The 25418-nt window shown below is 54.5% G+C and carries 22 protein-coding genes; 8 read left to right on the forward strand and 14 right to left on the reverse strand.

The window, feature by feature from the left end:
* Positions 1–34: 34 nt before the first annotated feature.
* Positions 35–691, forward strand: a complete 657-nt coding sequence (locus tag IT893_RS14810) for a TetR/AcrR family transcriptional regulator (RefSeq protein WP_197145641.1) — start codon at positions 35–37, stop codon at positions 689–691.
* Between the two features lie 53 nt (positions 692–744).
* Here IT893_RS14810 and IT893_RS14815 read toward each other — a convergent pair whose 3' ends face one another.
* From IT893_RS14815 to IT893_RS14825, 3 genes are all read right to left on the reverse strand, one after another.
* Positions 745–1920 (reverse strand): CmpA/NrtA family ABC transporter substrate-binding protein, encoded by a 1176-nt coding sequence (locus tag IT893_RS14815; RefSeq protein ID WP_197145642.1) that lies wholly within the window; start codon positions 1918–1920, stop codon positions 745–747.
* Positions 1921–1923: 3 nt separating this feature from the next.
* Entirely contained in the window at positions 1924–2511 is a 588-nt protein-coding gene (locus IT893_RS14820) for an ANTAR domain-containing response regulator (RefSeq protein WP_008889538.1), read from the reverse strand.
* 149 nt (positions 2512–2660) lie between these two features.
* Positions 2661–3968 (reverse strand): MFS transporter, encoded by a 1308-nt coding sequence (locus IT893_RS14825; protein ID WP_252723971.1) that lies wholly within the window; start codon positions 3966–3968, stop codon positions 2661–2663.
* Between the two features lie 94 nt (positions 3969–4062).
* On the opposite strand from IT893_RS14825, the gene IT893_RS14830 reads away from it, so the two are divergent.
* From IT893_RS14830 to IT893_RS14850, 5 genes are all read left to right on the forward strand, one after another.
* Positions 4063–4440 carry a hypothetical protein gene (locus tag IT893_RS14830; RefSeq protein ID WP_197145644.1) on the forward strand — a complete coding sequence of 126 codons (378 nt, stop codon included), beginning with the start codon at positions 4063–4065 and terminating at the stop codon, positions 4438–4440.
* A gap of 303 nt (positions 4441–4743) precedes the next feature.
* Positions 4744–7215: a nitrite reductase large subunit NirB gene (gene nirB, locus IT893_RS14835; RefSeq protein WP_197145645.1), complete on the forward strand. Its 2472-nt coding sequence runs from the start codon at positions 4744–4746 to the stop codon at positions 7213–7215.
* A gap of 5 nt (positions 7216–7220) precedes the next feature.
* Positions 7221–7571 carry a nitrite reductase small subunit NirD gene (gene nirD, locus IT893_RS14840; RefSeq protein WP_197145647.1) on the forward strand — a complete coding sequence of 117 codons (351 nt, stop codon included), beginning with the start codon at positions 7221–7223 and terminating at the stop codon, positions 7569–7571.
* Positions 7561–10269 (forward strand): nitrate reductase, encoded by a 2709-nt coding sequence (locus IT893_RS14845; protein ID WP_197145649.1) that lies wholly within the window; start codon positions 7561–7563, stop codon positions 10267–10269. The genes nirD and IT893_RS14845 overlap by 11 nt, the downstream gene beginning before the upstream one ends.
* The gene (locus IT893_RS14850; protein WP_197145651.1) at positions 10241–11248 is read left to right on the forward strand and encodes a siroheme synthase; all 1008 of its coding nucleotides are present in this window, start codon (positions 10241–10243) and stop codon (positions 11246–11248) included. Before IT893_RS14845 ends, IT893_RS14850 begins: the two co-directional genes overlap by 29 nt.
* 410 nt (positions 11249–11658) lie before the next feature.
* Here the strand turns inward: IT893_RS14850 and iolB are convergent, their stop codons facing one another.
* The 9 genes from iolB to IT893_RS14895 all read right to left on the reverse strand — a co-directional run bounded on the left by iolB (position 11659) and on the right by IT893_RS14895 (position 22478).
* Complete coding sequence (gene iolB, locus IT893_RS14855) at positions 11659–12462, reverse strand: 5-deoxy-glucuronate isomerase (protein ID WP_197145653.1); 804 nt, start codon at positions 12460–12462, stop codon at positions 11659–11661.
* Positions 12462–13367 carry a myo-inosose-2 dehydratase gene (gene iolE / locus IT893_RS14860; protein WP_197145655.1) on the reverse strand — a complete coding sequence of 302 codons (906 nt, stop codon included), beginning with the start codon at positions 13365–13367 and terminating at the stop codon, positions 12462–12464. The genes iolB and iolE overlap by 1 nt, the downstream gene beginning before the upstream one ends.
* 4 nt (positions 13368–13371) lie before the next feature.
* Positions 13372–15201 carry a 3D-(3,5/4)-trihydroxycyclohexane-1,2-dione acylhydrolase (decyclizing) gene (iolD, locus tag IT893_RS14865; protein ID WP_197145657.1) on the reverse strand — a complete coding sequence of 610 codons (1830 nt, stop codon included), beginning with the start codon at positions 15199–15201 and terminating at the stop codon, positions 13372–13374.
* Entirely contained in the window at positions 15198–17111 is a 1914-nt protein-coding gene (iolC, locus tag IT893_RS14870; RefSeq protein WP_197145659.1) for a 5-dehydro-2-deoxygluconokinase, read from the reverse strand. The genes iolD and iolC overlap by 4 nt, the downstream gene beginning before the upstream one ends.
* Positions 17111–17890, reverse strand: coding sequence for an ATP-binding cassette domain-containing protein (locus IT893_RS14875; RefSeq protein WP_063088785.1), 780 nt, complete (start codon positions 17888–17890; stop codon positions 17111–17113). The genes iolC and IT893_RS14875 overlap by 1 nt, the downstream gene beginning before the upstream one ends.
* Positions 17890–18987 (reverse strand): ABC transporter permease, encoded by a 1098-nt coding sequence (locus IT893_RS14880; RefSeq protein WP_197145661.1) that lies wholly within the window; start codon positions 18985–18987, stop codon positions 17890–17892. The genes IT893_RS14875 and IT893_RS14880 overlap by 1 nt, the downstream gene beginning before the upstream one ends.
* A gap of 70 nt (positions 18988–19057) precedes the next feature.
* Complete coding sequence (locus IT893_RS14885) at positions 19058–19999, reverse strand: sugar ABC transporter substrate-binding protein (RefSeq protein WP_197145663.1); 942 nt, start codon at positions 19997–19999, stop codon at positions 19058–19060.
* Between the two features lie 428 nt (positions 20000–20427).
* Positions 20428–21432, reverse strand: coding sequence for an inositol 2-dehydrogenase (gene iolG, locus IT893_RS14890; RefSeq protein ID WP_197145665.1), 1005 nt, complete (start codon positions 21430–21432; stop codon positions 20428–20430).
* A gap of 215 nt (positions 21433–21647) precedes the next feature.
* Positions 21648–22478 (reverse strand): MurR/RpiR family transcriptional regulator, encoded by an 831-nt coding sequence (locus tag IT893_RS14895; protein WP_197145667.1) that lies wholly within the window; start codon positions 22476–22478, stop codon positions 21648–21650.
* 108 nt (positions 22479–22586) lie between these two features.
* On the opposite strand from IT893_RS14895, the gene IT893_RS14900 reads away from it, so the two are divergent.
* Complete coding sequence (locus tag IT893_RS14900) at positions 22587–23714, forward strand: Gfo/Idh/MocA family protein (RefSeq protein ID WP_197145668.1); 1128 nt, start codon at positions 22587–22589, stop codon at positions 23712–23714.
* 108 nt (positions 23715–23822) lie between these two features.
* On the opposite strand, the gene IT893_RS14905 is transcribed toward IT893_RS14900, so the two are convergent.
* Positions 23823–24221 carry a hypothetical protein gene (locus IT893_RS14905; protein WP_197145670.1) on the reverse strand — a complete coding sequence of 133 codons (399 nt, stop codon included), beginning with the start codon at positions 24219–24221 and terminating at the stop codon, positions 23823–23825.
* A gap of 196 nt (positions 24222–24417) precedes the next feature.
* On the opposite strand from IT893_RS14905, the gene IT893_RS14910 reads away from it, so the two are divergent.
* Positions 24418–24639, forward strand: a complete 222-nt coding sequence (locus tag IT893_RS14910; RefSeq protein WP_197145672.1) for a hypothetical protein — start codon at positions 24418–24420, stop codon at positions 24637–24639.
* A 23-nt stretch (positions 24640–24662) separates the two neighbouring features.
* On the opposite strand, the gene IT893_RS14915 is transcribed toward IT893_RS14910, so the two are convergent.
* Positions 24663–25397 carry a Crp/Fnr family transcriptional regulator gene (locus IT893_RS14915; protein ID WP_197145674.1) on the reverse strand — a complete coding sequence of 245 codons (735 nt, stop codon included), beginning with the start codon at positions 25395–25397 and terminating at the stop codon, positions 24663–24665.
* Between the last annotated feature and the right edge of the window lie 21 nt (positions 25398–25418).

The following is a 25418-nucleotide window of genomic DNA, read 5'->3' on the forward strand; positions in this document are numbered from 1 at the left end:
GTCGCGATCCGGGCAGTTTGCTAAGGAAACGTCCATGGAAGAACAGATTGAAGATATCGCCGAGCAAAACAGCGTCGGACAAAATAGCGGCTGGCGCGGGTCGGCCGAGATTTGGCTGAACGCGGCCTATGACGCCCTGCTAGAAACCGGTGTCGATGGCGTCAAGATCCAGCCACTGGCAAAACGCCTGAACCTGTCACGCACCAGCTTCTATTGGTTTTTCAAGGACCGGAAGGAGTTGCTGGGTGCCCTGCTTGATCTGTGGCGCGAAAAGAACACCGGCAATCTGATCAAACAGACAGAGGCCTATGCCGAAACCGTCTCGGAGGCGATGCTGAACATCATCGATTGCTGGCTGATGCCCGACCTGTTTGACTCGCGCCTTGAATTTGCCGTGCGCAGTTGGTCAATGCAGTCCGACGATGTCAGGGCCGAAATTGAAAAGGCCGATCAGCAACGCCTTGATGCGCTTGCCAAACTGTTCATCCATTTCGGACAGGATGAACGCATGGCCGATGTCCGTGCCCGTGCGATCTATCTGGTACAGATCGGCTATATCTCGATGAAAGCAAACGAAGATCTGGCCGTGCGCATGGCACGCATTCCGGGCTATGTCGAAACATTCTGCGGCCAGGCCCCGACGCAAAGCGAACTCAACCGGTTCTACGCACGGCACAATTTTGCACCCTGAACAGATCAGCGGCATTCATAAGATTTTCAGGGCAAACAAACCCACCTTTGGACTCAGAACTCTGCCTTGAAAATCGTATCATCAAGGAATTGATCCATACCGACAAGTGATCGATCCGGTGCATCTGCGGCACCTTCGACGCGCCAATCATCCTGCGGAACCAGAACATCCAACCCGGCAACCGCAATTCGATAAAGGTCCGGTCGGAAAACATCGGGAATGACGGCTTTAAGATCCGTGTCTTGGGGAATTTGTCGCCAACGCTTCATTTGTTCACCAATCCAGCAGCCCTGCGACAACCACGGGAAAGTTGCGGTGTAGCGGTAAAAAACGTGACGGTCAGGAAGATCAATGGGTGGTTCCCCCGGACGTAATACCGGTTTACCGCTCAGCGATGCCTTCAGCACTTCGAATGGCGCGCCGACATTGGCCTCCTCAGACAGTATGTGGGCCAGCTCCACACGGTTCCCCGGCTGGTCTGCCCATTCAGCAGCCCGGACAAGTGCACGCACAAGCGCAGAAACAAGTTCCGGATTGCTTTGCGCCCAGTCTTCCCGCAGACCAAGAACCTTCTCCGGGCTTCGTGACCAGATATCGTCCTTAAGCGCAACAATTACACCATCACCGTGAAACACCGCGCGCTGATTCCATGGTTCGCCAACGCAATAACCATCCACCCAGCCATTACGCAGACTGTCAAACATCCGCGGCGGCGCGATCACGCCGATATTCACATCCATATCCGGATCAATCCCGGCTGCCGCCATCCAGTAGCGAAGCTCATAGTTATGGCTTGAGAACGGAAACACGGTGGCAAAAGACAGGATCGGCCGCCCTTCGGCCTTGTCTTCATCAATGACCTTTTTAAGCGCCCTGGCCGACCGACCGCGCGGACCAAGCATCGCATTCGGGTCGGCCTCCAACATACGTTGATAAAGCTGGGTCGAGACCGTAATCGCATTACCACCACGCCCCAACGCCATCGGCACAACGATATTTTGAACCGGCAGTCCGCCAAGCCCAAGCCGTGCCGCAATCGGAATTCCTGCCAAAAGGTGGGCTGCCTCAAACATGCCAAAGGAAAGCTTGTCACGAATGGCTGCCCACGACATTTCACGGACCAGTTCCAGATCGATATCTTCCTGCTGGGCAAAGCCCATAGCACGCGCCACCACCGGAATGGCACAATCGACCAGTGGAACAAAACCAAGACGAACCTTGTTAGCCATCCATCAAAACTCCAACTGAAACGCCGTGATGACGCTTTGCGCGATTTCGTAAATCTTGCGATTTTGCTTCATGGCGTTTTTGCGCAGCAGCGCATAAGAATCTTCTTCGGACAGACCTTTTTCTTTCATCAGGATGCCCTTGGCCCGTTCAATCAGTTTGCGTTCATTGAGCTTCGCCTGCGCTTCATCACGTTCGCGGCGCAGTTGATCAAAGACGTTGAACCGTGAAATCGCCATTTCGACAATCGGGCGAATGCGGTCCTGACGCAGGCCATCAACCACGTAGGCACTGACGCCTGCCGACACCGCCTCGTGGATCATGGATGCATCACTTTGATCAACGAACATCGCAATCGGGCGCGCAATGGCGCGTGACACCTGAAACATCTGTTCAAGCGTATCGCGGTCGGGGTTTTCAAGATCGATGATGATGATGTCTGGTGCCAACGCCTGAATACGTTCGACCAGATTGTGGGACGTGCCAATACGGGCCACGCGGGTATAGCCGCTTTCAACCAGACCACGTTCGACAATCGCCGCACGGTCCGGATTTTCGTCAATCACCAGAATATTGAATTCTTCCAGCTTCACCAACTAACCCTAACTCCCTGACAGCCTGAAATGGCTGCGCCTCTCTGACGTATCTTTTTATATGCTCCGCCCCGTTTGCGGGTCCGGATTACTGGTTTCGGGATGCGGTCGGAACCGCATCCCGAAAAGATCATATCAAACAGCGTATCTTATTCAGCCGGAACCGGCTGCGCTGCACCCGAAGTCCCGAAACGTTCTGACTGTGCCGCATCGAAACGCGCCTTTTCTTCGGCCTGGGTTTCCGCCGAGAAACGCACCGCCAAAGCTGCGAACGAGCAGATGATCACGGCCAGACCGAGATACAGAAGACCTTCCTGATAGGTAAGTGCTTCGGACTTGAACAGGAAGCCCGCTGCGACCGCGCCAGCATTACCGCCCGCACCGACAATACCGGCAACAGAGCCAAGCGCCTTGCGGTTGACAAACGGCACAATCCCGAAGGTTGCACCTTCTGACATCTGAACAAACAGCGAAAAGACGATCATCACCGAAACGGCCACAACCAGTGCTTCCATCTGCGAGAAGGCAACAAGTGCGACGCCTTCGATGAACAGTGCCATGAACAGGAATTTCACACGACCCGAAAGGCCGCCCTTGGCAGCAAATTTGTCAGAGAACACACCGCCCAGCGTACGGGCAAAGATGTTCATCAAACCAAACAGACCGGCAATCATGCCAGCGGTTGCCAATGAAAGCTCGAACTTGTCGAAGAAATAGATCGCAGCAATGTTGTTGATCGTCAGTTCGACACCAAAGCAGGCGGCATACACCAGGAACAATGCCCAGACACGGTAATCGGAAACGGCTGCCATCATGCCCTTGGCGGCACCGGCAGTATCGTCTTCCGGCTTAAGCGCGCCACTTTTGCGCATGTCGGCATAGTTGCCTTCCGGGCAATCGGTGGTGAAGACCCAGTACAGCACGGCAACAACCAGCATGATCGCACCCGGGAACACCATCGCCAGACGCCAGCCCATGGTTTCAGCCACGCCAAAACCAAGAACCATCGCAAGGATTGCTGGCATTACCATCTGGGTCACGCCACCGCCAAGGTTACCCCAACCCGCCGTCGTGGCATTGGCCGTACCGACAACGTTTGGCGCAAACATCATGGAGGTATGATACTGCGTGATGACAAAGGATGCGCCGATTGAGCCAATGGCCAAACGGGCAAGCAGGAAGGTTTCATAACTGTCAGCAAGGCCGATCAGCATGACCGGAAGCGACCCAAGCACCAGAAGACCGGTATAGGTCTTGCGCGGGCCGATCTTGTCGCAGAGCGGTCCGATCAAAAGTCGGACCAGAACCGTAATCGCGACAGAGGCAATGATGGTACTGCCGATTTCGCTTTTGCTAAGACCCAGATCATCGCGCACCAGCGGCATCAGCGGTGCGATCCCGAACCAGCCAAAGAAGCACAGGAAAAATGAAAGCCAGGTGAGGTGAAAAGTACGCATCTGGACAGTCTTGAGACTGAATAGATTTATGCGTGTAGCCTTGTTCTTGATTTCCATAACATTGAAGCCCTTCGTTTAGGTCGCGCAGAGCTTGATGTTTGCTTTGTACGACCGACGGTTTTTCCCCATGGGCCTCATGCTTCATCTGGAAGATGTCCGCAGGCGGCCCGTCATTCGTATCGGAAAGGCTGCGCGCTCATCGCGCTGCTGTTCCAAACGTCTGATCGTCCGCCGTTGGACGAAGAACTGTGAGCCACCCGTCATTGGGCATGCTTTCGTCAAAGCTGCTCACACGAAACCGGTATTGCAAACACCGCGCCAGTTCTTCCGCGATGCGGGACAATTCCATCAAATGGTTGAAAATAATCATAATTTGACTACCGCATCTGCACAGGATGTTTTTCAGCCTGCCAAAATGACTATTTTTTGCACAAATTTAAATCACTCACTTTTCTTGATGGTTATTTTTTAATCATTTCGGCAAGCCCAGCCAAATTCAACAATCTGCCGTACAAGTCTTTTCATCAATATTTTCAGTTTGTTAAAAGATAATTTTCTCAATTTTCAATTCTGGCACGGCACTTGAATATATTGAAGCAAGAGCGCGGGCAGTGCCGCCTGCGGCTCCGGCGGAAAAGCCGATTGTATATATAAAGAATCCAAAGACGGGTTCACCGGATAACGACGTCCGTTGCGAAATGCCTCTTTTGAGGACAGGCCGCATCGGGCGTTTTTTTGTGCCAATTCGCATCCCGCGACGAGGAGCCAGAGACAAATGAACCACGTCACTGCTGCATTACGAACCGCCAAAGCCCGCCTGGTTGTCATCGGCAACGGCATGGCCGGCATGCGGACCGTTGAAGAAATCCTGAACCGCGCACCAGACAAATATGACATCACCGTTTTCGGTGCCGAGCCGCGCGTGAACTATAACCGCATCATGCTGTCGCCACTGCTGTCTGGCGAAAAGGATTTCGACGAAATCGTGATCAACACCCCGGAATGGTACACCGAAAACAACATCCATCTTTATTCCGGCGACCCGGTGGTCAAGATCGACCGCGACCGCAAAGTGGTGATTTCCAAAAGCGGAACCGAAACCGAGTATGACCAGCTTTTGCTGGCAACCGGTTCTGATCCGATCATCATTCCGGTTCCCGGTCACAAGCTTGACGGCGTTGTCACCTTCCGCGATGTCGATGATGTCGACACCATGCTGGGTGCTGCTGCCAAGGGCGGCCCGGCAGTCGTCATCGGCGGCGGCCTTCTGGGCCTTGAAGGGGCCGTTGGCCTGCAATCGCGCGGCATGGATGTCACGGTTTTGCATTTGGCAGGCCATGTTATGGAACGCCAGCTTGACCCGTCGGCAGGTTATCTTCTGGCGCAAGAACTGGAACGTCGCGGCATCACGGTGATTACCGAGGCAGATACCGCCGAAATCGTTGGCAGTGAAAAAGTTACCGGCGTTCGCCTTAAAGACGGACGCATGATCCCGGCTGATCTGGTGGTTATGGCTGTTGGCATTCGCCCAAATGGGCGCCTTGCCGCAGACGCGGGTGTTGCAGTCGAACGCGGCATCGTTGTTGACGATGTCATGACCACCAGTGATCCGGCGATCTTTGCCGTTGGCGAATGCGTTCAGCACCGTGGTCAATGCTATGGCCTTGTCGCCCCGTTGTTTGAAATGGCCAAATCACTGGCCGATCACATGGCCGAAATAGACACTGATGGTTATACCGGCTCAGTCACCTCGACCAAGCTTAAGGTGACAGGCGTCGATGTCTTTTCCGCAGGTGATTTTTCCGGCGGCGGCGAGACAGAGGAAATCGTTTTCCGCGATGCCGGTCGCGGCGTTTACAAGCGCATCGTACTTGAAGAAGGCAAGATCAAGGGTGCGGTCCTGTATGGCGACACATCCGATGGCGGCTGGTATTTCCAGCTGATGAAAGACGGCGAAGACGTCACCGAACTGCGTGACACACTTGCCTTTGGTCAGGCATTTGCGGGGGGATCTTCTGGAAACCCTCTTGATGCCGTTGCAGCCCTGCCAGACGATGCAGAAATTTGTGGCTGTAACGGCGTTTGCAAAGGATCGATCGTTGCCGCGATCAATGAAAAGAGCCTGACCACCCTTGATGAGGTCAAAGGCCACACCAAGGCATCGGCATCCTGCGGATCCTGCTCTGGCCTTGTCGAAAACCTGTTGGCCGCAACCCTTGGCGGCGATTATCAGGCCGCGACGGTCAAGCCGATCTGCACCTGTACCGATCATGATCATGACAGTGTCCGTCGCCTGATCATTGCCAAAAACCTGAAATCCATGCCAGCTGTCATGCAGGAACTGGAATGGAAGTCATCCGATGGCTGCCATGTTTGCCGCCCGGCATTGAACTATTATTTGCTGGCGACGTGGCCGGGTGAATATGTCGATCACGGTGCATCACGCTTTATCAACGAACGCGTTCACGCCAACATCCAGAAAGACGGCACCTATTCGGTTATTCCGCGCATGTGGGGAGGCTTGACCAACCCGCGTGAACTGCGTGCGATTGCCGATGTTGCCGACAAGTTCGAAATCCCCACCGTCAAGGTTACCGGCGGTCAGCGCATTGACCTTTTGGGGGTCAAAAAAGAAGACCTGCCGGCCGTCTGGGCCGACCTGAATGCCGCGGGAATGGTATCGGGTCATGCCTATGGCAAATCGCTTAGAACGGTCAAAAGCTGCGTCGGGCAGGAATGGTGTCGCTTTGGCACCCAGATGTCGATGGGCATGGCCGTCGAACTGGAAAAAATGACCTGGGGGTCATGGATGCCCCACAAATTCAAAATGGCCGTATCGGGTTGCCCGCGTAACTGCGCCGAAGCAACCATCAAGGATTTCGGCGTTGTGGCCACCGATGGGGGCTGGGACCTGCATGTTGGTGGCAATGGCGGCATTCATGTTCGTGCGACCGATCTTCTGTGCAAGGTCACCTCTGACGACGAGGTCAAGGAATATTGCGGCGCCTTCATTCAGCTTTACCGGGAAGAGGCGCGCTATCTTGAACGCACGGCCCCCTGGATCGAACGGGTTGGCCTGAAACATGTTCAGGAACGGGTCGTCGATGACGAAGCCAACCGCAAGGCACTGTTTGAACGCTTCATGATCAGTCAGAAAACAGCGCAGATTGATCCATGGGCAGAACGCGCATCCGAAGGCGTTGACGCGCACGAATTCACCCCCCTTTCGATGGTCGCAGCGGAGTAAGACAGATGAGCAACAATCTGACATGGGTAGAAGTCGGACCCGCTGCCAACATCCCGCAGCAAGGGGCACGCACCCTTCAAACCGAAACGGATCGCATTGCGATTTTCAGAACACTTGATGATCAGATCTTTGCACTGCTAGACCGCTGCCCGCACAAACAAGGGCCGCTGGCACAAGGCATCGTCCATGGCCATTTCGTGACCTGTCCGTTGCATAACATGGTGTTCTCGCTTGAAACCGGCGAGGCACAGGGACCGGATGACGGCTGTGCTGCCAAGGTGGAATGCAAGGTCGTTGATGGGATTGTCCGTGTTGGCCTGACCGAACTGCAAGCTGGATTGCGCCATGCAGGATGAGGTCAAAACAACCTGCCCCTATTGCGGTGTTGGCTGTGGCCTGATCATTTCGCCAACCCGTGACGGATGGGCTGTGGGCGGTGATCCGGATCATCCGGCCAATTTCGGGCGGATATGCTCCAAGGGTGCTGCGCTGATCGATACTATCATGGCCGAGGAACAGCGCGATATTCGCCTGCTGGAACCCGAAGTCGATGGCAAGCCGGTCGCATGGAATGATGCCATTGGCGAAACGGCAAAGCGCCTGCGCGATACCATCGAACAGCATGGTCCGAAATCGGTGGCGTTTTATGTCTCGGGTCAGCTTCTGACCGAGGACTACTATGTCGCCAACAAGCTGATCAAGGGCTTCATCGGATCGCCGCATATCGATACCAATTCCCGGCTATGCATGGCCTCGACCGTGGTGGGACATAAACGGGCGTTTGGCGCGGACGTTGTGCCGGGCTGTTACGAGGATCTTGAAATCGCCGATCTGGTCATTCTGACCGGATCAAATCTGGCATGGTGTCACCCGGTGCTGAACCAGCGCCTGCGTGCGGCCAAGGAGAAGCGCGGCACAAAGATCGTCGTGATTGATCCCAGGCGGACGGCAAGTTGCGATATTGCCGATCTGCACCTGCCGATCAAACCGGGCAGCGACGTTGCCCTGTTTAACGGGTTGCTGGCCTGGCTTGATCAAACCCGCAATACCGATCTTCGTTACGTAGCCCGTCATGTGACCGGCTACGAACACGCCGTGGCAGAAGCACGTGCTGACTGCCCCGATATCGAGACAACCGCAGAAAAATGCGGGCTCGACACCCATAAAAGCGCTGATGAACTCGGCTCGGGTCTGGGAAAACTGGAAACGTTCTTTAATTGGTTTGCCGCCTTTGAACGCACCGTCACGGTGTTCTCGCAAGGGGTAAACCAGTCCTCAAGCGGATCGGACAAGGTCAATTCGATCCTGAATTGCCATCTGGCAACGGGGCGCGTCGGAAAGCCGGGTTCAAGCCCGTTTTCCGTCACCGGCCAGCCCAATGCCATGGGCGGACGCGAAGTTGGCGGGCTTGCCAATCAGTTGGCCGCCCACATGAGCCCCAAAGACCCGATTGATGTTGATCGCGTGCGTCGGTTCTGGAAATCCGATGTTCTTGAACAGGGCGAAGGATACAAGGCGGTTGATATGTTCCGCGCCATTGAGCGTGGGGAAATCAAGGCTGTGTGGATCATGGCGACCAATCCGGCAGTCAGTCTTCCGGATGCCGATCGCGTCCGGCTTGCGCTTTCGCGCTGCCCTTTGGTGATTGTTTCAGATGTGGTGAACGATACCGATACATTGCGCCATGCCGACATCAAACTCCCCGCGGCTGGTTGGGCCGAAAAATCGGGCACGGTCACCAATTCCGAACGCCGGATTTCGCGCCAACGCCCCTTCCGAGAGGCCCTTGGCAATGCCAAGCCGGACTGGTGGATCATGTCCGAAGTCGCCAAGGCCATGGGCTATGCCAAGGCTTTCAAATACAAGGACCCAAGCGACATCTTTACCGAGCACGCCGCCCTGTCAGAATTCGAAAATGATGGCACACGTGCCTTTGATATCGGTGCATGGCACAAGGCCAGAAAATCGGCCTATGACAGCATGGCACCGTTTCAATGGCCGGCTTCGCGCAAATCTCAGCCTGCGAATGGCGCAACCCGCCTTTATGGCGATGGCATCTTCACCACATCAAGTGGTCGCGCCAAGATGCTTGGCCTTACCCACAGCGGCCCGCAATCTCAAACCAGCCGGGAATACCCGCTGATTGCCAATAGCGGTCGTTACCGCGATCAGTGGCACACCATGACGCGCACGGGCACTGCCGCCCGGCTCAGCGCGCATCGCCCTGAACCGTTGCTTGAAATTCACCCAAAGGATGCTGCGCTTTACGGCCTTGCTGATGACGGGATCGCCCGGATCACAAGCCCGCATGGCACTGCGTTGATGCGGGTGGCAATTACGGATGCACAAACACCAGGACAGGTTTTCGTTCCGATGCACTGGAACGATGTCTTCTCGGCCGCGGGTGGGATTGGTCGACTACAGCCCCCCAATGTTGACCCCCACTCCGGCCAACCCGAAAGCAAACATATTCCTGTCGCCCTTGAGCCATTTAACGCCAAATGGCAGGGACTGCTGTTTTCAAGCACACCGGTCGATCTTTCCAAACTGCCCTACTGGGTCGGTGCGACCGGACCGGGCAGCATGGTTTACGAAATCGCCGGTGATGCCCCGATCCTGTTTAAATCCCTTTTGCCTATCACAGCAGGCAAGGACGTTGAGCAGATCATTGAATACTCGGATGCCAACAAGGGTGTCCATCGGTTCGCCCGCCTCGAGGGGGATCGCATTACCGGGGCGCTATTTGTCGGCCCGGATCGCCCGGCACTTGGTCGTGACTGGGTTTCAAACCTGTTTGGTGCGGATGCCATCGCGCCGGTTGAACGCAACGCGCTTTTGGCCGGGCGGATGCCCGATGCCGGGGCGATCAATGATCGTCTGATTTGTTCATGCTTCTCGGTTGGCTTGGCCGCAATCAGCAAAGCCATCTCTGAACAGAATGCCGTGACGGCGACCGACATCGGCCGCCTGCTTCAGGCCGGAACAGGATGCGGATCCTGCGTGCCGGAGATAAAGGAGATTCTCGATGACGTATTACCGCGCGCCGCAGAATAGCACTCTGAACGCCACGGCACCTCGGGCAACCACCGATCAGCCGGACGAAAAATTCGCCTACTTCCCGGCATTTGTGAAAGTGCAGGACAAGAAGGTTGTTGTGCTTGGGGGCGGCGAAGTTGCCGCGGGCAAGCTCCGCCTTCTGCTGCGCAGTCATGCCGACATCACGGTAATCGCGCCTGAAGTCTGCGATGATGTTGCAAAGATGCACAATAACGGTCAGATCACTTGGGAACGTGCCCCGTTTGTCGATACCATGATTAATGGCGCGATCATGGTGTTTGACGCGACGGACAATCCCCACCTGACCAAGCGGGTCGAGGCGGCAACCAAACGACGCAACATCTTGCTTAATGTCGTCGACAAGACCGCGCATTGCGATTTCATTGTGCCCGCCATTCTTGATCGCGCGCCAATCATGATCACGATCTCGACGGGTGCCTGTGCACCGGCACTGGCACGCATGCTACGCCAGCGGCTTGAAACCGTGTTCCCGGCAACCTTGTCAAACCTCGCCAAGATCGCCCGCGATGCCCGCGAAACGGTCGCCGCACATTTAAGCGACAGCCTGTCACGACAGCGCTTCTGGACCCGTTTTTTCCAAAACGCCTTGCGCGCGGACAACACCGGCAAAGTCACGCCCGATGACCTCGCACATGAACTCCGCACCTTTGTCCCGCAAGGCAGCAGCGCAACCGTGCCATCCGGCCAATCCTTGCAAGTCACGATCAGCGCCGATAACGCCTATGACATCCCGCACGGTGTTGCCGGCAACATTGAAACAGCCGATATCATTTTCCACGACATGGACGTGGCACCCGACATCCTTGCCCTGGCCCGCCGGGATGCCACCCTCATCAGCATGAGTCCGTCTAGCGACAAACACGTCGAAATACCCGACGCCGGATTTGCGATCAGCAAACAGATACAGTTCTTCACACAACAGGGCATGAACGTCCTGCGCCTTTGCCGAAATTGACGGCCAAAGCAAGCAGTTGAAGGTTATTCACCCCCGCGACGACCAAGACCACTGGTGGCTTTTGGTGTGTAAAGCGAGGTGACATCAAACCTCACCCGAAATCAAAATCCGGCTTTAATACGACCACCCGCATGGCGTTGAAGAACGCGCGTTTGCAGGGCTTCCGCGTTCAGGTTGTTTGGAATCTGGCAGGCCCTTAAAGAGCCAGGTTCGACAGGCCATGCCCGTAATAGGGGAAACTTCGGTCGCCTCGTTCCGAATATCGGAGCTGAGCAACGGCGACGAAGAGAAAGCCGCACTAACCCAGAATACCACAAGCACGCTAAGCACAGCCATTACAACATGCACCGCAAGGCGTGTCACGACGTTGCAATTGTGCGCCTTGTTGGGTCCTGGATCAAACAAGGGCATCACTTGCTATCGCGCTGGAAGATCCAGTCATGGTCCGGGTGGTTCTGGAACCGCCATTTGCGCACCGGCCCTGCCATGACATTGAGGTAATACATCTCATAGCCATATGGGCTGCCACATGGATGATGGCCTTTGGGCACCAGTACAACATCACCGTCTGAAACCGCCATGGTTTCATCAAGTTCGCCATCTTCGGTAAAGACCCGCTGGAATCCAAATCCCTGTCTGGGATTGAGGCGATGGTAATAGGTTTCCTCAAGATAGGTCATGTCGGGATAGTTATCCTCGTCATGACGGTGCGGCGGATAGCTTGACCAGTTGCCTTGCGGGGTAAAGACCTCGGTCACCAGAAGACTATCGGCGATGTCTTTTTCCTCCATCGCAATCGGGTGGATATATCGGGTATTCGCCCCTTTGCCACGCTCTACGAGCTCGATATTTTCGATTACGCGTGCAGGGTAATTTCCCTTCCCGGGTGCGGTACAGACGGCAAGCGTGCAATCGGTGGTCGCAACAGCTTTCCAGTTGGCATCATTGGGCGCATAGACACAGGCTGGCGGGATACGCTCAAACACGCTCATGCGTTTGCCGAGTTCACCGAAATCCTGATCATCGACAGAAATCTTTGCCTTGCCTTCAACCAAAACCAGAATGACCTCACGGTCGCCAGTTGCTTCCCGGGCAGTTTCGCCGGGTTTCAGGTGATACAACCCAAACCCGACATAACCCCAATTGGCACTATCCGTCGTGATATCGTGGACCTTCCCGGTCGTTCCATTCGGCTTTCTGAGCAGATCAGCCATCAGGCGTCTCCTTTATCCAGTCCGGTTTTCCGTGCCATGTCGCGCAGCGATTTCAGTCCCAATGACTGATATTCAAACGGATTACGAACGTTCGGATCCTGTTCTGCCTCGATCACCAGCCAGCCGGAATATCCATGGTCGGCTGCGATTTTCAGGACCGGTTCAAATGCAGCGCCCCCCTCGATATCGCCCGGGACGGTAAAGACCCCGCGCCGCACACCTTCAAGGAAGCTAAGCCCTTCTTCACGGACCTGTTTGCTAATTGTCGGGCGCACGTTTTTGCAATGGATATGGCCAACACGATCCATGTAACGCGCAGCCAGTTCTTCGGGGTCGGCACCCCCGAACCATGCATGACCGGTATCAAGCAGAAGCTTGGTTTTCGGCCCGGTATTTTTCATGAAGGCATGAATTTCATCAGCCGTTTCGACAATCGTGCCCATGTGATGGTGATAAACCAGATCAATGCCCTGATCGGCACAATAGGCGGCGATTTTTTCGACATCCGCACCGAACTTGGCCCAATGATCGGCATGGAGAACCGGGCTGTTATTAAGGGCTGCGTTATCATTGCCGTGAATGGCGTTGGACGTTTCACAGACGATGCAAACCTTGCATCCCATCGCCTTCAGAAGATCCAGATGCGGTTGAATGGCCTTTTTCTCGTCCTCGACCGAATGGGTCAGAAGATTAAGCGAATGCCAACCTGAAACGAATTTAAGGCCATGTGGCGCAAGGGCAGCTTTCAGTGCCGCTGGCTCGGTCGGCATCTTGTGGCCTTTTTCAATGCCGTCAAAGCCAATCTTTCCCGCCTCGGACAAACAGGTTTCAAGGCTGATGTCTGCGCCAAGGGTCTGGTCATCATCATTGGACCAGGCGATCGGATTGGTACCGTAAAGGATCATTATTTTAATCTCCCGGGCGCTGCTTTTTCAGCGCGGCTTCGTAATTTTTTCTGGCTTCGTTGACGCTTGGGCGAACCGATACTTCCGGCACGGCGACATCCCACCAATGACCACCGGCTTCCGTGCTTGGCAACGGATCGGTATCAATCACAATGACATAGGATCGATCAGCCTCTTTGGCGCGCACCATGGCGTCTTCAAGCTCGGTGATCGAGGATACCTTTTCGGCAATCGCCCCCATCGCACCGGCATGCGCGGCAAAATCAATTGCTGAGGGCACGACATGGCGCGCGGTATCAAGAAGGTTGTTAAAACTTTCCCCGCCGGTTGCCATCTGCAAACGGTTGATACAGCCAAAGCCCCGATTATCAAGGATCACAGTGATGATCTTGTGCCCCAGCATCACACTGGTCGCGAGCTCGGAATTCATCATCATGTAGGATCCATCCCCCACCATGACGACGACTTCGCGATCCGGGCAGGCCATCTTGACCCCTAGCCCCCCGGCGATCTCGTATCCCATGCACGAGAAACCATACTCAACGTGATAGCCATTGGGCCGGGTTGCTTTCCAAAGCTTGTGAAGTTCACCAGGAAGCCCACCGGCTGCACAAACAACAATCGCATTTTCGTCTGTGCTGCGCTGAACCGCACCAATCACCTGCGCATCAGTCGGGAGCGCATTTCCTGTTGGCGTCGCAGTGACACTATCAACCACATCCATCCAGCTTTGCTTGAGTGCCGGGTCCACCGCAACTGCGCGATAGTCAGCCAACGCATTTGTGAGCTCCGCCAACGTAATCTTGGCATCGCCAACGACGGAAATCGCGTCATGTTTGCGCGCATCATAGGCCGCCACATTGATCGAAAGAATACGACGATCAGGGTTCTTGAACAGCGCCCAGCTGCCCGTCGTGAAATCTTGAAGACGTGTGCCAACCGCAATGATCAGATCGGCGTCCTCGGCAATGGCATTGGCGCTAGTTGCCCCGGTAACGCCAATTGATCCCATATTGAGATCATCGTCCCACGGCAAGGCAGATTTCCCTGCCTGCGTTTCGGCCACCGGGATGTTGTGACGATGGGCAAAATCACGCAGATCATCACAGGCTTGGGCATAATGCACGCCACCACCGGCAATAATCAGCGGTTTTTTCGCCGATCTGATCGCGCCAATCGCGTCTTCAATCTGTTGAAGGTCCGCACGGGGACGCAGGTGTTTCCATGTCTTTGGCACAAAGAAGCTTTCTGGCCAGTCATAGGCTTCTGCCTGCACATCCTGACAAAATGCCAGGGTCACCGGCCCACAATCGGCCGGGTCTGTCAGAACCGCCATTGCGCGCGGCAATGCTGTCAGAAGCTGTTCCGGGCGGGTAATACGATCAAAGTACCGACTGACCGGTTTGAAGCAGTCATTGGCCGAAATCGTACCGTCCCCGAAATCTTCGATCTGTTGCAAAACCGGGTCCGGTGCACGATTGGCAAATACATCGCCGGGGATAAACAGAACGGGCAAGCGATTGACATGGGCCAGTGCTGCGGCCGTCACCATATTGGTCGCACCTGGCCCGATTGATGTCGTGACCGCCATGGCCCGTTTGCGATTGGATGCCTTGGCATAGGCGATCGCCGCGTGGGCCATGCTTTGTTCATTATGACCACGCCATGTTGGAAAACTGTCGCCTGCGCCATGAAGCGCCTCGCCCATTCCGGCGACGTTGCCATGACCGAAAATGGCCCAGCAGCCACCGAAAAAGCCTTCGCCGTCGTGATTGCGCTGTACGCTCAGATACCGCACCATCGCTTGGGCGGCGGTTAATCGAACGGTTTTCATGCCGCTCCTCCCGATTTTTTGCGTGCCGCGTCCCAGGTATCACAAAGGGCGCGATATTTTTGGGCCATTGCAGTAACGGCCTGATCATCGGCAATCGTACCTTGCAACCAGTCACGCGCAACATCGATAAAGATCGTGCGCCCGACAGCAAAGCCTTTGACCATGTTAAAGCGCGCCGCAACCTCGAAGCTTTCCACAAGCTCTGCTTCTGGTGCATCAAGACCAAGCACGACGATACCCCGGCAATAGGGATCATTTTGGGCAATCGCATCGCAGGCATTGCGCCATGCCGCATCCGATTTCATCGGTTCAAGCTTCCACCAATCGGGATAAACACCGATTTCATAGAAACGTCTGATCACCTTGGCCGTTGTTTTATCATCACAATCGCGAACCTTTGACGGAATAACTTCCAGAAGGAATTCCAAGCCATTGCCGCGCGCTGCATTGGCAAGCCGAATGATGGTGACTTCCTGATCGGCCTTGGTCACATCATCATCATCGGGATGATAGAAACACAAAACCTTGACCACATGCTCCACCGGCCATTCGGCCAGTTGCGTGCCAAGATCGGGACCAATTTCCAGTTCAAGCGGACGCGACCCCGGAAGTTCAACCGGTCGCCCGATCCAAAGCCCGGTGCCGGCCGCCGCATAAAGGGCATCACGCCCCAGTCGGCGGTCGCACAGGATGCCGTATCCATCCTTGCCGCCCGAAACATTCTGGACCGCGCGCAGGCACAGTTCCTTGAACGGACCAATGCGGTCATGCGAAACGCCAACATCATCGGCTAGATCTTCAAGCTGCATCCGGTGATCAAATGCAAAAACCCGCATTTCCGGCCAACTGCCGGTACGGTTGGTTGACCAGTGGATTTGCTCCAACTCTGCATCGTTGCGCAGTTCCGGGGTTTTGATACCGCGATCAAAGAAGAACTGCAGTTCATCCCAACTCGGATAAGCCGGTGTACAGCCATGGCGCGACACCGCAAATGCGCCACAGGCATTGGCGTATTTCAGGGACGTTTCCCAGTCCGCATCGCTCAGCCAGCCTTTCAACAGGCCCGACATGAACCCGTCACCCGCCCCCAGGACATTAAACACATCAACCGTAAATCCCGGCCCTGAAATTCCGTCATCAAGGCTTTTGCCAATTTTGTCAGCAAACGCCACAGCCCCCATTGGGCCTCGTTTGCAAACCAGTGTCGCATTCGAAATCACCCGAACATTTTCAAGCGCTTCGAGCGTATCGGTCACACCACCGGCAATATGGAATTCTTCCTCAGTGCCGACGATCAGATCAAACAGATGCAGGGTTGCCTGCAATTCCTTGGTAACAGCGTCCGATGCAATGAAACGGTTTTCACCATCCCCATGCCCCGACAGCCCCCAAAGATTGGGACGGTAATCGATATCGAGTGCGGTTTTGGCGCCGGTATCACGGGCCAGTCGAACGGCCTTCAGAACAGCCGCACGGGTTTTGGGATGCGAAAGGTGCGTCCCGGTAACCGTCACACAGCGTGCACTTGCAATGAAGTCGGGATCGATATCATCCTCACACAACGCCATATCGGCACAGTTTTCCCGATAGAAAATCAACGGAAACTGCTCCTGATCGCGCACGCCCAAAAGCACAAGTGCCGTCAGGCGCTCAGGGTCGGTTATGACACCCTGAACATCAACGCCTTCGGCAACCAGCTTTTCGCGGATGAACCGCCCCATATGCTCGTCGCCAACCCGCGTGATAAGCGCAGATTTCAATCCCAGTCGCGCAGTCCCGCACGCCATATTGGTCGGGGAACCCCCGATATACTTCTTGAACGACGCCATGTCCTCAAGGCGCCCGCCAATCTGGGTGCCATAAAGGTCAACGGATGATCGTCCAATCGTAATGACATCAAGCCGCTTCATTAAATCGTCCCTCCAAGGGACCCTTCGAGTTCAGCCAGCTCCTGACCGCCCGCCATAAGGTCTTGAAGCTCTTCGGGTTTGATTTCACCACGCTTTGCCGTGCCGTGGGTCTGGCCGCGGTTCAAAACCGTAAACCTGTCGCCAACTGCCATCGCGTGGCGCACGTTGTGGGTAATGAAGATGACGCCAATTCCGGCTTTACGCACCCGATCAATGGTCGCCAGGACGTTTGACGTCTGGCGCACACCAAGTGCCGATGTCGGTTCATCAAGGATCAGGACCTTGGCACCGAAATAAACGGCACGCGCAATCGCAACTGTTTGCCGCTCCCCGCCCGACAGCGTACCAACCGCTTGTTCGGGTTCGCGCAGATTGATGCCCATGGATGCCATTTCATCCAAGGTGACCTTGTTGGCATGTTTGAAGTCGATCCATTTGAATGGACCAAAGCTTTTGCGCGGTTCGCGCCCCATCCAGAAATTGCGCGTCACAGACATCAGCGGGATCATCGCCAGATCCTGATAAACAGTCGCGATCCCGGCTTCCATCGCGTCACGCGGACTGTCGAAAACGGTCTCCTGACCACTAACCCGCATGACACCCTTGGTCGGCTTGTGTACGCCTGACATGGTCTTGATGAAGGTCGACTTGCCCGCCCCGTTATCACCCAGAAGACAGTGGCACTCGCCTTCCATCACATTAAACGAAACGCCGCCCAACGCGATTACCGGTCCGAAATGCTTTTCGATATTGTCCATTTCAATCAGTGGCGTACTCATTACCGTTCTCCCGTAATCATGCGGCGGATATAGGTATTCATGATCACAGCAAAGATCAGGATACCGCCCAGGAACACCCGGAAAAGTGAACTTTCCGCACCAGCAAAGAACAAGCCTTGCTGAACCACACCAAAGATCAAAGCCCCCAGCGCAGCACCAATGACTGAACCATAACCACCCGTCAGAAGTGCGCCGCCAATCACCACACAAATGATGGCTTCAAATTCCTTGAGCAAACCACGATCGGCTGCAGCCGATCCGAATTCCATGACCTGGCAGGTCGCGAAGACGGTTGCGCAGAATGCGGTGAACATGAACATCAGGATTTTAACGCGATTGACTGGAACGCCGACATAACGTGCGGCCTGCGCATCCCCGCCAGATGCGAAAATCCAGTTACCGAAACGTGTTTTGGTCAAAAGCCAATGACCAAAAATGATCAATGCCAGCGCCCAGATGACCAGCATCGGCAGACCTTCCACAACTGGCTGCCCGATACGGGAACCACGGGTAAAGGTCTCAATGACACCGATATCGCCAAGCCACTGGAAAAAGCCCTTGAAGATCACACCGCCAAACAGCCAGGCAAGCGGATCACCCTCGGCAACTTCCTTGACCCCGCCAATAATGGTCTGTCGGGTTGTCAGGATGGAAAGCCAGATCGTCAGACCACGCAGAATATATAAGAATGCCAGGGTAACAATGAAGCTCGGCAGGCCGGTTTTGATCACCAGAAAACCGTTCAGTGCGCCCAGTGCCGTGCATACGATGAAGGCCGCAATAATAGACAGCCAAACCGGCAGGCCCCATTGAACAGACAGAATGGCGATCACCACACCTGCAAAGCCGATCATTGAGCCGACCGAAAGATCGAATTCACCGGCAATCATCAACAGGCAGGCACCGACTGCGATGATGGCAAACTGGGCCGATACAACGCCCCAGTTCTGAATGCCTTCCGGGGAAAACATGCCGCTATCACCGGCAATCATGAAGAAGAAAACAAAGACCAGGATCGTACCGCAGATCGCGCCGAGTTCGGGCCTGATCATGGCACGGCGAATGGCTGAGACTTGCTTGAGCCGCTCGTCCGACATGGCATCACTCTTTTAACTATCAGGTGGGTACCAAGGGCGGCCTTGGGCGCGCCCTTGGCGGGAGGAAATCTTAACGGTATTCGCCGGCGTATTTTTCGACCTGCGCGATGTTGTCCTTGGTAATGAAACCAGGGCCCGAGTTGATATGCCCGGACGGCAGAACGCTATAGCGCGCATAGTTGGTCAGAATGACGACCGGAAGATAACCCTGAAGGTAAGGCTGCTGATCGATGGCAAAGTTGATTTCACCAGCCTTGATGGCCTCGGCAATCTCGGATGACAGATCAAACGTGCCAAACATCATTTCGCCAGCAAGACCCGCGTCACGCAGGGCTGCAAGGGTCGGATGGGCAGAGTTCGGGCCCAGTGTCAGCACAGCATCAACATCCCGATTGGTATTGAGATACGCGCTAACCTTGTTCTTTACTTCCGACGGGTCCTGACCGCTATCGATCATCTGGCTGCCAAGCTCGACACCAAGTGCGTCGGCAAAGCCACGGCAACGCTCAACAGATGCCGGGTTGGTGATGTAGTGGTTTACACAAACAAAGCTTTTCGCGCCAGCGGCGGCGGCGCGTTTACCGGCACCAAATCCGGCATCATATTCCGGCTGGCCGACATGCATCAGCGCACCAAGTTCTTCGGATTGTTCCTGCGTGCCGGAGTTGATCGTGATGACCGGGATACCCTTATCCACGGCATCGGTGATCGGCCCCTTAAGGACGTTGAAGTCAGCAATGGTCACGATGATGCCATCCGGATTGGTCGCAGCAGCCTGTTCGACAATACGCGCCATATCGGCAAGGTCACCGGTCGGCGGGTTACGATATTCGACTTCCGCACCCATCTGATCACCCGCGACCTTGATCGCGTTTTTAATCACGTTCCACCAGCTATCAGAATCTGGTGCGTGGCTGATGAGAACGAATTTTTCATTTTCTGCGGATGCGGTTGCGGACAAACCGGCAAATGCAAATGCTGCTGCCGCGATGGCAGTAAGCGCCTTTTTCATCTGTTGCCTCCCTAGTCGGCTGAAATATTGGGATTTTCCCATTGAATTTATGTGTTCTTCTGGCAGTCAGTCGTCTTTCTGCAACCTTTCTGCTTCTGGCGGCGTGGGTTGATATGACCCGTTGAAACCGTTGAATAGAATTTTTGTTCTATTTTGTGACGAAATCAACATTTTTTTTCTATTGCACTGCAAGATAACCCTCTGTCGCTACCACAAGGCCTTGCCAAACCAGCTGAAACCGCCGCTCATCCCACCCCGAACCAAGTGCGAAAGGCGACAACATCCTTGCAAATAAAGGTATTCGCCATCGGCCGTTTTAAGTTTTCGGGGCGACTCGCATGGCACAGATCCCTGATCGCCAAAAGAAAACCGGCGCAGCTGATGGGCCACGCCGGTTAATATCCAAGCCCTGATCTGGACGCGTTTAATCAGGGCAGAATTTCTTTTGCGACATCAACACTCCGTCCCTCGCGCGCGGAAAGCGCGGCGGCCTCGGCGACGACCAGGGCATTGATCCCATCCTTCAGGGTAACTGGAAGGGGCGATGCCCCCTGCACGCCCTCAATGAAACTGTTCCATTCAATTTGATAGGCCCTGGCATAGCGTTCGAGGAAGAAATGCTCCGGCTTGGCCTTGGTTGCACCGTGCACGGTGATTTTCTCAATCGTGTTTTCCAGAACGTTATGTGCGGCAAGCAACCCGTCCGAGCCCAGAAACTCGATGCGCTGGTCATAGCCATATGCCGCACGACGGCTGTTTTTAATCACGGCGATACGTCCACCCGAAAACTCAAGCGTGGTAACGGCAGTATCAAAGTCACCTGCCTTTCCGATCTCCGGATCGACAATGCTTGATCCGATGGCGGTGACTTTGTCGGGCAGCGCACCATACATCCAGCAAGCCATATCAAAATCATGGATCGCCATATCGCGGAAAATCCCGCCAGAGACCTTCACATAGCTTACCGGCGGTGGTGCCGGATCAAAGGAAGAGATCGAAAGCAGCTCCCCCTTACCGATTTCGCCTTGATCAAAGGCCGCTTTCAGATGGGCAAAGTTCGGATCAAAGCGGCGGTTAAATCCAACCATGATGGGCTTGCCGTGCGGCTCACATCGCGCAAGACAATCCAGGGCACGCTTAAGATCAAGATCAACCGGCTTCTCACACAGAACCGCCTTCCCTGCTGCTGTCGCTGCCTCCAGCAGATCCGCATGGGTATCGGTCGGTGTTGCGACCAACACGGCATCAATCGCCGGATCGGCAATGATGTCCTCGCTGCTGCGCACAGCAGCCCCATGCATCTGCGCGAGCTTCTCGGCAGGTTCATCAAATTTGTCCGACACCGCGACCAGTTCACTTTGCGGGTGCACGACAATATTCACCGCATGGACCTGCCCGATACGTCCAGCGCCCAGCAAACCTATTTTAAGCATTCCGATGTTCCTTCCCTTCGGCGTTCCCGCCCTGACTTACGTTGACCGTCCCGAACTGCCTGCGACACGCCAGCAAGAACCTGGCAGACCAAATGGCAGATCGATGATTTCGGGATGATCACGCGGATGTCTCTCGCACCCGTTTATGCTGATACGCATATTCTGCTTGGAATACACTATGGAATTTTTATTCCATTATTTTTGTTTTTCAATAATTATTTTCCATCGATCATTTTCTCGCGCTTTGCCCCGACAGAGACGGCTAAGGCAATCGCCAACGAGATTGTCGCCGAAAGTGCCCTGAACGCCCCGACATCGACTTCCGATACAGATAACATCAAGGCTTCTGTTTTGCGCATCGGCCCGCTCAGCGAATCACTGATCGCCACAACCTTGTTTCCAAGGTCATGCGCATAGGCTGCAAGATCAATTGTTTCCTGTGAATAGGGCGCAAAGGTGATCGCAATCACCACATCGCCCTCGCGGATCGCGTGGCGTGGATTGAGGTTACCCACACCGTCATGCAGAACGGCGGCAATGTTCATCTTTTCAAAGGCATAGGAAAGATAACTCGCGACCGGAAAGGCACGCCTGAAACCAACCACATGGATCATCGGGGCTTCAGCCAAGACATCGACCGCCTTTTCCAGCGTTTCCAGATCGACCGTTGACGCCAGATTTTCCAACGACAACCGCCCGGCTTCGACAAACTCGGCCAGCAGGGCACTGGGGCTGTCATCCCCTGTTGCGCGCAGGTTCTCAAGCCGTGTGGCGTAGTCCGGCCATTTTTGCGCATAGGTTTCCCGAAACATTTTCTGCATTTCAGAAAATCCGGAAAATCCCATCAACTGACAAAACCGCATGAAGGCCGAGGGTTGCACACCTGCACCGACCGATAGTTCGGCAACTGTGGAAACAGCAATGCGATCGGTATTTTGCGCAACAAACTCGGCACATTGGCGCAGCCTTTTGGGCATGGTTTCCGATATTTCGGCCAGACGGTGATTGAATTCCTCAAGCGAAACAGGTGCGGTCTGATCACTCATGGCGTTTATTCTTCCTTGTTTTGTTTCTGCTTGACGCGTGGCACGTTCCATGACCATCCATTAAATAGAACAAAAATTCTATTTTGACTAGGTGAGGAGTTCCGGCAAATGAAATCTCTTGGTATTGGCCTGATTGGCACTGGTTTCATGGGAAAGGCGCATGCGCTGGCATTTGGCGCAGCACGGGCTGTTATGGGCGATGTGCCGGAGTCTCATCTTGCGGTTTTATGTGATACGCCGGTCGAAAAAGCCAAACAGATGGCCGACCAGTTTGGCTTTGCAAAAAGTACTGCCGACTGGACATCGCTGATTTCAGATCCGGATGTCGATATCGTCTCGATCACCACGCCGAATGCGCTTCACTTCGAAATGGCTATTGCCGCCATCAAGGCGGGCAAACATGTTTATTGCGAGAAACCCTTGGCTCTGACGCTGGATCAGGCGCGCGAAATGCGTGATGCCGCCCGCATAGCAGGCATCAAAACCATGGTCGGCTATAACTACATCAAAAACCCGGCATTCACACATGCCTGTCGGCTGATCCAGGGCGGTGAAATTGGTGAGATCGTTCATTTCCGCGGCTGGGTAGACGAGGATTATCAGGCTGACCCGGCACTCCCCTGGACATGGCGGGCCAAGCTTGCCGATGCCGGTCTTGGGGCGCTGGGGGATATGGGATGTCATCTGGTATCAATGGCATATGGCCTTGCCGGACCAATCGAAAGCTTGATTGCCGATATGCAAACTGTTCACACCACCCGACCTCTCCCTGATGGAACCGGGCGGGCCAAGGTCGAAAACGAGGATACGGCATCTGCCTTGGTGCGGTTCGCCAACGGCGCTCAGGGCAGCCTTTCGACATCGCGCTCCGCCTGGGGGCGAAAAAACCGGCTGGCTTGGGAAGTTCATGGCACCAACGGCATGATCTGCTTTGATCAGGAGCGCATGAACGAGTTGCAGCTTTATCGCAATTCAGGCGACAAGGCGCAGCAGGGTTTCACCACCATCCTGACCGGCCCGGCACATCCGCCCTACGGTGAATTCTGCCCAGCACCGGGACATCAGCTTGGCTTTAACGATCTCAAGGTCATCGAAGCTGCTGCACTGCTTTGTGCGATCCGCGATGACAGTCCGGCCTACCCCGATTTCGAACACGCTTACGAATTCGAAAAAGTCATCCACGCAATTGCCAAGTCCGCAACTGACGGCACAAGAGTCTCGTTATCCGAGGTATAGCCCCGAGTTATGAGAACGTCCGAGGCAATAAAGTACGACAATCGGAAGATCGGGAGAGGTTATGACGTAAAATAGTCATATAATATTACTATTTATCCCAAAATGAACTTAGTCGACGCTACTTCCGGCAACTTCGACTTCCCTTCGCGTGACCGACATTCCCTCATTCTCACCGCGTTCAATTGCAAAGCGATCGAACTTAGAAACCCTCAAAACACTCTCTTCAGTGTGAAGATCTCTTAAAACCCTCACGCCATCTTGCAAGGCTGCACGATCAAAATCTTCAGGATCAATGCCGATGCCTCCGACCTCAATGCGCACACCTGAGTTAGGGGTATGATACAGGCGGGACTTAACCTGCCTGAAATCAAGCGGCTCGCTTCCTGACGATAACTCTTCTTCTATTTCTATGCTGTAACGCCCGGGCAAAAAGCTTTGCACGCGACCGTCAAGGCTGAATTGGTAGGCAAAGTCGTAGGTTTTATGCGTTGTTTTCATCGCATTCATGACTGCCAACTTCCCTGATGCAAAACGTATGTGACGCATGAATATGCGCCCCAAAGTGATCAATTCTAAACAGTCACGAACATCTCACAAAATAAAACTCAAATACACATCACAGGTTAGTTTGCGCTTTTAAAACACGTCCATAATGAATTTTCCAAAATGAGAAAAAATCAAAAATCACCCAAAGGAAAATTACATGTTTGGATTTATAGGTGGCGAGACGCCCGAAACGCTTAAACGCAAAAAAGGCTACCTTGCCGACGCAAAAAACAATTGGAACTTCCTGACCCACTATGACCTGTCAACGATCAAGACCAAGGGGCAGCTGTGTAACATGATCAAAGTGCGCCGCGCCATTTCCGAGGAAGAAGCCGTTGCTGACGTAGAAAAGTGGATGATTGGCAAAGATTTCTCGTAAGCATCACGATTGGTCAGGATGACTTACGATACAAGTACCGGGCCAACCTGATCGAGATATCCCATTTCAAACTCAGCAAGTTCGGTCAGTTTTTTCAAATCGTTGAACTGGACAACTCCCTTTTGGAAAGTGACCAAATTCTGTTCGCGCAGTTGGCGCAAAACGCGATTGATGTGGATCGCGCTAAGGCCAAGCGTATCGGCCAGTTGGTATTGCGATAAAGGACACGGATAACCGTGCGCATCACCGACACCGATTGATCTGAGCCGCGCACCTAGTTCCAGAAGGAAGTGTGCAGTTCTCTCAATCGCCGAGCGCCTGCCGATATTGACGAGATGCTCCACAACCATCGCCTCGTCGCAGGACACTGACCACAATATCGACATCGCCAAACGCGGTGCTGATGAGAAAGCCGATAGCATGTCTTGCGCTTTGACTTCGCCAACCAGAACATCCGTTACCGCCTCAAAGCTATGGTCCGACGTTCGAAGCAACAAACTTCGCAACCCGAGGAAGTCACCGGGCACCTGAAAGTCAATAATCTGGCGCGCACCTTCGGGAAGCAACTTGTAGGACATCACCCAACCGTCCTGCAAAATGAAGGCACGATGCCCGCTTTGCCCCTCGTGAACGATTTCTCCACCGGCAAAAATCATCCGCGACGGACCAATCATTCTTGAAAGGGTATCGAGCTCCTGCTCTGTCAGGTCGATATAGTTTTTCAGTCGTTTTGAAACAGCCGCCGTCGAGGAAACCATCAAACCTGTCCTCATCATTGA

Origin of the sequence: Thalassospira sp. A40-3, assembly GCF_015871485.1 — a bacterium.
GTDB lineage: Bacteria > Pseudomonadota > Alphaproteobacteria > Rhodospirillales > Thalassospiraceae > Thalassospira > Thalassospira tepidiphila.